Origin of the sequence: Lacisediminimonas sp., from assembly GCF_030645335.1 — a bacterium.
Lineage (GTDB): Bacteria > Pseudomonadota > Gammaproteobacteria > Burkholderiales > Burkholderiaceae_D > Lacisediminimonas.
In genome coordinates this window covers 1-8,953 of the sequence record NZ_JAUSNH010000053.1, presented here as the reverse complement: position 1 = coordinate 8,953, position 8,953 = coordinate 1, and the positions used below count along the sequence as shown (strand labels likewise).

Here is an 8,953-nt window from a genome sequence, read left to right as displayed (position 1 = left end):
GCTCGACAAAGACCCGCAGCATGACCTGGCCTTCCTCGCCTGCGCGGCGCGACAGGGGCGGGTAGGCGGGAGCCGGGTTGCTGAGGTAATCGGCGTCGAAGCGTGGCGCCGTCGGCGCCGCGGCGACCGCTGCTGCTTGTTTTGCAGGTGCGGCGGTGACGGGGGCGGCGGTGACGGGTACGGCCGGGAGCGGGGCCACTGGCTGGACCGGCCTTGCCACTTCAGCCGCAGGGATGGAACGCGGGCTTTCCGCGGCCAGCACCGGGGTTTGCACCACCGGCCTGGCGCGCGCTGGCCGCGGGACGGGCTTCGGTTTGGGCTGGACTGTTTCGGGTTTCGGCGGCGCAATCGCCGGCCTTGTTTTTTCGGCGGCAGGGCTGCGGATCACATCCACGATCAGTGTCGTGGCTGGAGTCGGCACCGGATCGGCGCGCAGCGACATCAAACCGGCAAATACCCCAAGATGCGCGGCAAGCACCAGGCCCAGCACGAGCGGGGAAAGCCGCGACGCATCCGGCGCCGACCCTGTTGACGTGGACCGTGGACGCTGCGTCATATCGCGTGGCGCCGGTTCGCACGACGTTGCACCCTGGAAGGCCGCGCTTGCGAATTCAGGCGGCATGCCGGCCCTCACCCGTCAATGCCGGCAAAATACCACCCGCGCCGGATGGCGCGAGGCGGGCTTTGTTGACGACGGCCTGATGTTGAGGGGAATGCATGAGTTGATTCTAAACGAGAATCACTCTCATTCGCAATAAAAACATTGCAGCGCTACTGCATTGCGGCTTGGCGTATGCCTTGCCCGCACTATTGCCCTTCAGGAATCATCATCAAGCTGTCATCATTGCGCTCGATAATTCGCGTCAACTCACAATTTTTCCGCTTTCAATAGGCTAGCCGATGGGACTGTTTGAACGATTTTTAAGCGCCTGGGTAGCCTTGGGCATCCTGGCCGGTGTTGCTGCCGGCCTGGTGGCGCCCGGTTTTTTCCAGGCCATCGCGGCGCTGGAGTTCGCGCATGTCAACCTGGTGGTCGCGGTTTTCATCTGGGTCATGATCTACCCGATGATGATCCAGATCGACTGGACTGCCGTCAAAGACGTCGGCAAGAGGCCGCGCGGCCTGGTGCTGACCCTGGTGGTGAACTGGCTCATCAAGCCGTTCACGATGGCGGCCCTGGGCGTGCTGTTTTTCCAGTATGTCTTTGCCCCCTGGGTCGATCCCGAATCGGCCAACGAGTACATCGCCGGCATGATCCTGCTGGGTGTGGCGCCCTGCACGGCGATGGTGTTTGTGTGGAGCCAGCTGGTCAAGGGCGACGCCAATTACACCCTGGTCCAGGTCTCGATCAACGACCTGATCATGGTCGTGGCGTTTGCCCCGATCGCCGCGTTCCTGCTCGGCGTGACCAAGCTCACCGTCCCCTGGGAAACCCTGCTGCTGTCCACCGTGCTGTACGTGGTGCTGCCCCTGCTGGCAGGCATGGCGACCCGCAAGATTCTGACGCAGGGTTCAAGCCATGCGGTGAGCGATTTCGTGGCCCGGTTGAAGCCCTGGTCCGTGATCGGGCTGATTGCGACCGTGGTGCTGCTGTTTGGCTTCCAGGCGCAAACCATTGTCGATCAACCCGCGGTGATCGGACTGATTGCCATCCCGCTAGTGCTGCAGTCCTATGGCATCTTCTTCATTTCCTGGTGGGGCGCCCGGTGGCTCAAGCTGCCGCACGACATTGCCGGACCGGCCTGCCTGATCGGCACGTCCAACTTCTTCGAGCTGGCGGTTGCCGTGGCGATTTCCCTGTTCGGCCTGCAATCCGGCGCAGCGCTGGCGACGGTGGTTGGCGTGCTGGTGGAAGTGCCGGTGATGTTGTCGCTGGTGGCCATCATCAACGCATGGAAACCAAAAATCCCCGATGGAGGACAGGCATGAGCAACACGCCAATGAACCAGGTCACGATCTATCACAACCCCCGCTGCGGCACCTCGCGCAATGCGCTGGCGATGATTCGCGCCTGCGGCATCGAACCCCTGATCATCGAGTACCTGCAAACGCCGCCCGGCCGCGACGAACTGAAGTCCCTGCTGTCGCAAATGGGGTTATCCGTGCGTGATGTATTGCGACAAAAAGGCACACCCTACGACGAGCTGGACCTGGGCAACCCCAAGTGGACCGATGAGCAGTTGCTCGACTTTATCGGACAGCATCCGATCCTGATCAACCGCCCGATCGTGGTCACGCCCAAGGGCGCACGCCTTTGCCGGCCGTCAGAGCAGGTGCTGGACCTGCTGCCGCCCTTGCAGCAGTCGACCTTCACCAAGGAAGACGGCGAAGTCGTGACTGCCGCGCCAATTGGCCGGCAGCGCTGATCCTGCGCAAGGCCAGGCCAGGGCCGGGTGCACTATGATCAGCAAACGCCGACCACCACACACCCCACGCCGATGAAACCGCGCATCACTGTCCTGACCCTCGCCGTTTCCGACCTTGAGCGCGCGGTGGCGTTTTATCGCGACGGCCTTGGCCTGCACACGCAAGGCATCATCGGCCGGGAATTCGCACAGGGAGCGGTCGCCTTCTTCTCGCTCCAGGATGGCTTCAAGCTCGCGCTGTGGCCGCGGGAAAGCCTGGCGGCAGACAGCGCTCTGGCTCCGGCGCCGCCGTCTGCGACCGAGTTTTCAATCGGTCACAATGTCGGCTCGGCCGCAGAAGTGGATGCGGTGATGGAAGAAGCCAGGCGAGCCGGCGCCGTCATCACCAAACCGGCACAGCCGACCTTTTGGGGTGGCTACGCCGGCTACTTCCAGGATCTTGACGGGCATCTTTGGGAAGTCGTATTCAATCCCGATTTCGATATGCTCGGCTGACGAACCCGGCGCGCATCGTGTTGCGTGGGGCTAGTCCAGGACATCAGGTCTTGATCAGTTCGTTGCCCATGTCAGGCCCGCCCTCCAGTCTGTTATTTTTGTAAGCCAAACTCACGTCGGGTTGATGTCGTGCCACAGCCACAAACTATTCTCCGCAAATAATGCGGAGAATAGGTGGGCTAATCACCGCAAATTATGCGGCGATTAGGCGGATTAATCTCCGCAACCCCAACAATCGGTTCGTGCCGGCACCGCACATCCCCCCTCATCGCCCGATCAATTGCCTGGCCGCAAGCTCGGCGTCCGCACCCTGCTGCGCTGCCAAAAAGGCATTCCAACTACAATAGGCTTCATTCACGGTCACCAGCAAGGAACAGCATGAAGGAATCGGTTGCACGCAATGTGGTGCTGATGTCGGTGATCGAAACCTCCGATCCGGATCGTCGCATCCTGAGCGATGAAGACCGACATTACGCCAGTCGCAGCGCCACTGAGCTGACCAACTGGGCGGCGTCCGAGCAGAAGCAGGATGCGTCGCCCGAGCTGTTCCTGGAAAAACGCGCCGAGCAAGTGATCCGGAAAGTAGCGGAGCGCTATCCCGCTTTTTCGCTGACGGTCGCGCCGCGCCATGCGTTTGGCCTGATCGGCATCGCGCTGCCGCTGCTGGCCTTCCTGATCGGCTTCCTGGTCGATCGCATCGCCGACCCGCACCGGGTCGACCTGCTGTCGCCGCCGCTGCTGCTGATCCTGTGCTGGAACCTGGTCGTGTATGTCGGCTTGCTGCTCTTGCCCTGGTTGCGCCGGTCAAAGGAAAAGCAGCCCGACGGCGCCCTGCTGACCCGTCTGTCGGTCGGAAAAATGGCGCCGACGCGCAAGCTGCCGCAAGCGCTTGCGGTGGCCACGACCCGCTTCATTTCACAATGGATTGCATGCAGCCAGCCGCTGACGGCGGCGCGCGTCAAGCGCGTCGTCCATCTCAGCGCCGCCAGCATTGCGGCCGGCGCGGTGCTCAGCCTGTACGCGCGCGGCATCGTCACGCAATACCGGGTGGGATGGGAGAGTACCTTCCTCAATGCCGAGCAGGTACATGCCCTGCTGTCGTTGCTGTTCGCGCCGGCCATTGCGTTACTGCAGATCGCGCCGTTTTCGCTGGCCGAAGTCAGCGCGCTGGCATTCAGCACCGCGCCATCGCCGGCCAGTGGCGCGCGTTGGGTGCACTTGTATGCGGCCACGCTGTTGTTACTGGTGATCCTGCCGCGGCTGGTGCTGGCCTTGCTGGCCAGATGGAAGGAAAGCAGACTCGCCCGCAATTTCCCGATCGATCTGTCGCCCTCGTATTTCCGCAAGCTGACCCAGGGCCTGGGCTCGGCATCGCCCGCCATGCTGCGGATTTTTCCGTACAGCTTCACGGTGGACGAATCCCGGCAGCGCAACCTGCAAATCGTGGCGCAGTTGCTGCTTGGTGAAAAAGCCAGCGTCATGCTGCGCCCGTCGGCCATCTATGGCGATTCGCCGCAGGACGCATTGGGCGGCACGGCACCCGACAGCAGCAACGTCGCCGTCAACGCCATCCTGTTCAACCTCTCCGCCACGCCCGAGCAGGAAAGCCACGGTGAATTCATCGACCACCTGGCGCGCATCGCAAATGGCCAATTGCTGGTGCTGATCGATGAATCGCTGTACCTGGAACGCCTGGGCGAGCAGCCCGACAGCCAGGCCCGGATCCGGCAGCGAAGCGAGCTGTGGCGGCAATTCTGCACAGCGCACCAGGCCAGGTCGGCAATCATCAACCTCAAGGACCCATCAGCGCGGGCAGCGGAAATCGACAGCGCACTGGACACAGTGGCGGCGCAAACATGAACCAGGACGACACGCGGATCCAACTGGTGCTGATCTCCCACACCAACGCCGGCAAGACCACACTGGCGCGCACGCTGCTCGGCGCCGACATGGGCGAAGTGCGCGATGCGGCACACGTCACCACCCTGTCCGAATCGCACCTGCTGCTCGCGACCCAGGCCGGCGACCAGTTGCGGCTGTGGGACACGCCCGGATTCGGCGACTCGGTACGCCTGTTCAAGCGCCTGGGCCTGTCCGGCAATCCGATTGGCTGGTTCCTGCGCGAAGTCGTCGACCGCTACCAGGACCGTCCGTTCTGGCTCAGCCAGCAGGCCATGCGCACCGCCCGCGACGAAGCCGACGTCGTGCTGTACCTGGTCAATGCAGCAGAACATCCGAAAGACACCGGCTACCTCGCACCGGAAATGAAGATCCTGCAATGGCTGGCCAAGCCGGTCGTTGTTTTGCTCAACCAGATGGGGCCGCCTCGTCCGCATGCACAGGAGCAGCTCGAACAGCAACAATGGACCGATCACCTGGCCGAATATCCCGTGGTGCGCAAGGTGTTGCCGATGGACGCCTTCGCCCGTTGCTGGACGCATGAACAAGTATTTTTCGAAGCGGTCAATGCCGTGCTGCCGGCTGCAAAAAAGTCTGCTTATGCGCGCCTGCTCGAGAAATGGAAGCAGGACAATGAACAACGATTCCACGCAGCGATGGCACTGATTGCCCGCCAGCTCGTCACCGCTGCACGCGATGGGCAAGCGGTGCAGCCCGGCGGCACCAGCTTCGCCGGGCCGCTGATGAAGCTGGTCGGCATGACCAGGGACCGCGACGCCAGGCAAGTGCAAAAGGCGCTCGACGAGCTGGTCACACGGATGAATGCCGCCATTGGCGCCACCACCGCCGAGCTGCTGCGGCTGTACCGGCTCGACCCCGGCAGCGCCGCCACCATCAATGAGCGCATCAGCCATGGCTTTGTCGTGCGCGCTCCGGTCGATACCGGGCAGGCTGGCGTGCTCGGCGGCCTGCTGTCGGGTGCGGCGACCGGGCTGTCGGCAGACCTGATGACCGGCGGCCTGAGCTTCGGCGCCGGCGCACTGGTGGGCGCACTGGTCGGCGCATTGACCTTCAGCGGCGCAGCATGGGCTTTCAACGCGACCACCGACCGCAACCAGTCGAGGCTGCAATTTTCCGATGCGTTCCTGCGCAACCTGGTCGTAACGGCACTGCTGCGCTATCTCGCGGTCGCGCACTTTGGTCGCGGCCGCGGCAATTTCGTCGAAGGCGAAGCCCCGCCGTTCTGGCAAGCGGAAGTAGAAGCCGTGCTGGCCGACAATGAAAAAGCACTGTCGCAGGCCTGGCAATCCGCACGCACTGCCAGTAAGCCTGAGCTGGCCATCGACGCACTGGCAGCAAGCTTGAACCGGATCGCATCGCTGATACTCGCCCGGCTCTATCCGCCCACCTCGCCCGCTCCGGGTGCATGACATGGAGCACGACATCAGCGCACCTGCAACACATCGACCAATGGCCCCACTGCTGTTCGTGATCAATCCGAAATCCGGCCAGATCGATGTGCCAGCCGTCACCCAAACGATAGACCGGATCATGTCCGAGGCTGGCCGCCAATACAGTATCCTGATCGCCGGCAAAGCCGACCAGCTCGCCGCCATCGCCCACCGCGCGGTCCTGGAAGCAGTTGAAAAAGGCGGCGCAGTAATCGCTGTCGGAGGCGACGGCACGATGAATACCGTGGCCCGGCAAGCCGTTGAACATGGCTGCCCTTTCGGCCTGCTGCCACAGGGCACGTTCAACTACTTCAGCCGCAGTCACGGCATCGACCTGGAACTGGAGCAAGGCGTGCGGGCATTGCTCGATGCGCAGACGATTGCCGTCCAGGTGGGCACCGTGAACCAGCAGGTATTCCTGGTCAACGCCAGCCTGGGGCTGTACCCGACGCTGCTGCAAGACCGAGAGGATTACAAGAAACAGTGGGGCCGCCATCGCTGGGTCGCAATGCTGGCAGCGGTACTGACCATCCTGCGCCATGACAGCCAGTTGCGCATCCGCATCGGCCTGCCTGGCGGCAGCCGCGCGCTGCGCACACCGACGCTATTCATCTGCAACAACCCGCTGCAGCTTGAACAGCTTGGCCTGCCTTACGCCCGGCAACTGGAAGAAGGGCAGCTTGCGGCCATCGCCCTGAAACCATCCAGCAGGATGGCCCTGCTCTGGCTACTGGTGCGCGGCGCTTTCGGCCGGCTCGGCGATGCCGACAATGTCATCAGTTTTCCGTTCCCGCAAATGACGGTGGAGACGCGGCGCCGGCGGCGCATTCGCGTGGCCACCGACGGTGAAGTAACGACCCTGCGCACCCCTCTGGAATTCGCTGTCTCCCCGCGTCCCCTGCTCCTTTTGCGCCCGCGGCAGGAGCGCAATCCATGACACGGATCATCCACCTGTCCGATCCGCATTTCGGCACCGAACGCCCGCAAGTGGTGGATGCACTGCAGCGCCTGGTGCGCGAACTCTCGCCCGATTGCCTGGTGCTGTCGGGCGACATTACCCAGCGTGCGCGGCCAGTCCAGTTCCGCGCCGCGCGCGCCTTCCTCGACCGCCTGGCAGTACCGCATCTGCTGACGATACCCGGCAATCACGACATATCACTGTTCAACCCATTCAAGCGCCTGTTCGCGCCCTACCGTGATTACCGCCGCTGGATTGGCGCCGAGCTGGAACCCGTCATCGACCTTCCTGATGTACTGATCATTGGCGTCAATACCACCCGGCGCTATCGCCACATCCAGGGCGAAGTATCCGATCGCCAGGTCCAATCCGTCGCACGCCGCCTGCGCGCCGCCGGCCCTGCGCAAACGCGCATCGTCGTCACCCACCAGCCAGCCTGGGTGATCCGTCCGCAAGACCAGCATGACCGGCTGCGCGGACATGAGGACGCACTCAAGGAATGGGCCAAGAGCGGCGCCGACCTGGTGCTGGGCGGACATATCCACCTGCCCTACATCGCCGCCATCCACGAGTGCCTGGCGGGCATGGCGCGCCCGCTGTGGGTGGTGCAAGCGGGCACCGCCGTATCGTCGCGCGTGCGCGCGGAAGCCGACAATTCCGTCAACCTGATCGAGCTCGATCGCAGCGCCACGGATGACGCCATCAGCGGCGACGTGCACCGTACGCACTGCACGCGCTGCACGATATCGCGCTGGGACTATCAGCCCGGCCCGGAAATATTTTCGCGAATTTCGGATTTCACGATCAACCTGGAGCGCCAGGCTGATGCCGGCGGCGAGCACGGCGAACCCGTTCACATGCCGGCAGGCGGTTCGTCAGGCTGGCACATCCCCGCCGCTTGACTGCGCTGCCTCTGCAGTCGCCAGTCTTGCCTTTTTGTGCGTCGGCTTGATGGTCCAGTAATAGATGGTCTTGCCGTCCACCTGTTCGACCTTGTCCGGTGGCCACTCGCTACCCATGTCGCAGCCGTGCGACACCACGCGGCTGCCGACCTTGAGCTGGCGCCACAATTGCGGGCGCAGTTTTTCGTTCACTTGCGGCAGCAGGTAGAGCGTGACGACCGAGGCTTTGGAAAAGTCGGTCTCGAATAAATCGCCCACCACGAATTGCACACGATCCTGGACGCGGGCCTTTTTTGCGTTGGCTTGCGCTTCGCTGATGCGATCGGGATCGAGGTCGATGCCGATGCCGCGCGCGCCGCGCTTGCTGGCAGCGGTGATCACGCTACGGCCGTCGCCGCAGCCGAGGTCGTAGAGGACGTCGTTCTTGCCGACATTGGCGAGATCCAGCATTTTGTTGACGACCAGCATGGGGGTGGGGACGTAGGGGACGTCGAGTTGGGATGCGTGCTGCGCGCGGGAGCTGCCGGTGAATGAGAATATGGCTGCGGTCAGGGTTGCGGCCATGTTCGTTGGGCGGTGGTGGTGGCGGATATGGGTCATCGGGGGGGGGCTCCTTGATGGCGGCAGGAGGGGGCGCTTGTGGTTGCCAGGTGGGGGGGCTTGGTGTTCGGGGGGAGGAAGTGCGAGGGGTATTATGATCGCAATATTGGGTGATTTGGATATTGATTTTCGACAGGTTTTATATTTTTTTGTTTTGGTTTTTGGGTTTTTTGCTTCGGGGTATTTAATCTTGTTTTATGTTCTTTGTTGTCAAGCGGGGTGTGCGCCCCCGCGGGCGCGTAACTTTCTTTTTGGCGGCGCCAAAAAGAAAGTCACCAAAGA

At 62.9% G+C, this 8,953-nt stretch carries 10 protein-coding genes; 8 read left to right on the top strand and 2 right to left on the bottom strand.

Annotation, left to right across the window (positions count from 1 at the left end):
- A partial coding sequence (locus Q7T64_RS04175; RefSeq protein WP_304791660.1) for a hypothetical protein occupies positions 1-622 on the bottom strand: 622 nt, incomplete at its 3' end.
- A 278-nt stretch (positions 623-900) separates the two neighbouring features.
- Between Q7T64_RS04175 and arsB the strand changes: the two genes are divergently transcribed.
- The 7 genes from arsB to Q7T64_RS04140 all read left to right on the top strand — a co-directional run bounded on the left by arsB (position 901) and on the right by Q7T64_RS04140 (position 8,071).
- On the top strand, positions 901-1,929 hold the full coding sequence (gene arsB, locus Q7T64_RS04170) for an ACR3 family arsenite efflux transporter (RefSeq protein WP_304791657.1): 1,029 nt from the start codon (positions 901-903) through the stop codon (positions 1,927-1,929).
- Between the two features lie 11 nt (positions 1,930-1,940).
- Positions 1,941-2,366 carry an arsenate reductase (glutaredoxin) gene (arsC, locus tag Q7T64_RS04165; protein ID WP_304791663.1) on the top strand — a complete coding sequence of 142 codons (426 nt, stop codon included), beginning with the start codon at positions 1,941-1,943 and terminating at the stop codon, positions 2,364-2,366.
- A 72-nt stretch (positions 2,367-2,438) separates the two neighbouring features.
- Entirely contained in the window at positions 2,439-2,861 is a 423-nt protein-coding gene (locus Q7T64_RS04160; RefSeq protein ID WP_304791653.1) for a VOC family protein, read from the top strand.
- A gap of 378 nt (positions 2,862-3,239) precedes the next feature.
- Complete coding sequence (locus Q7T64_RS04155; protein ID WP_304791649.1) at positions 3,240-4,721, top strand: DUF2868 domain-containing protein; 1,482 nt, start codon at positions 3,240-3,242, stop codon at positions 4,719-4,721.
- Positions 4,718-6,190, top strand: a complete 1,473-nt coding sequence (locus Q7T64_RS04150; protein ID WP_304791646.1) for a DUF3482 domain-containing protein — start codon at positions 4,718-4,720, stop codon at positions 6,188-6,190. The genes Q7T64_RS04155 and Q7T64_RS04150 overlap by 4 nt, the downstream gene beginning before the upstream one ends.
- Positions 6,191-6,230: 40 nt before the next feature.
- Positions 6,231-7,148 carry a diacylglycerol kinase family protein gene (locus Q7T64_RS04145; RefSeq protein WP_304791643.1) on the top strand — a complete coding sequence of 306 codons (918 nt, stop codon included), beginning with the start codon at positions 6,231-6,233 and terminating at the stop codon, positions 7,146-7,148.
- Positions 7,145-8,071 carry a metallophosphoesterase gene (locus Q7T64_RS04140; RefSeq protein WP_304791639.1) on the top strand — a complete coding sequence of 309 codons (927 nt, stop codon included), beginning with the start codon at positions 7,145-7,147 and terminating at the stop codon, positions 8,069-8,071. Before Q7T64_RS04145 ends, Q7T64_RS04140 begins: the two co-directional genes overlap by 4 nt.
- On the opposite strand, the gene Q7T64_RS04135 is transcribed toward Q7T64_RS04140, so the two are convergent.
- Complete coding sequence (locus Q7T64_RS04135) at positions 8,045-8,671, bottom strand: cyclopropane-fatty-acyl-phospholipid synthase family protein (protein ID WP_304791636.1); 627 nt, start codon at positions 8,669-8,671, stop codon at positions 8,045-8,047. The genes Q7T64_RS04140 and Q7T64_RS04135 overlap by 27 nt on opposite strands.
- 94 nt (positions 8,672-8,765) lie before the next feature.
- On the opposite strand from Q7T64_RS04135, the gene Q7T64_RS04130 reads away from it, so the two are divergent.
- A partial coding sequence (locus tag Q7T64_RS04130) for a hypothetical protein (RefSeq protein WP_304791633.1) occupies positions 8,766-8,953 on the top strand: 188 nt, incomplete at its 3' end.

Bases quoted from the DNA above. Each gene is read 5' to 3' on its own strand.
- Q7T64_RS04140 (WP_304791639.1), top strand. From the start codon at position 7,145: ATGACACGGATCATCCACCTGTCCGATCCGCATTTCGGCACCGAACGC.
- Q7T64_RS04145 (WP_304791643.1), top strand. From the start codon at position 6,231: ATGGCCCCACTGCTGTTCGTGATCAATCCGAAATCCGGCCAGATCGAT.
- arsC (WP_304791663.1), top strand. From the start codon at position 1,941: ATGAACCAGGTCACGATCTATCACAACCCCCGCTGCGGCACCTCGCGC.
- arsB (WP_304791657.1), top strand. From the start codon at position 901: ATGGGACTGTTTGAACGATTTTTAAGCGCCTGGGTAGCCTTGGGCATC.
- Q7T64_RS04155 (WP_304791649.1), top strand. From the start codon at position 3,240: ATGAAGGAATCGGTTGCACGCAATGTGGTGCTGATGTCGGTGATCGAA.
- Q7T64_RS04150 (WP_304791646.1), top strand. From the start codon at position 4,718: ATGAACCAGGACGACACGCGGATCCAACTGGTGCTGATCTCCCACACC.
- Q7T64_RS04160 (WP_304791653.1), top strand. From the start codon at position 2,439: ATGAAACCGCGCATCACTGTCCTGACCCTCGCCGTTTCCGACCTTGAG.
- Q7T64_RS04135 (WP_304791636.1), bottom strand. From the start codon at position 8,671: ATGACCCATATCCGCCACCACCACCGCCCAACGAACATGGCCGCAACC.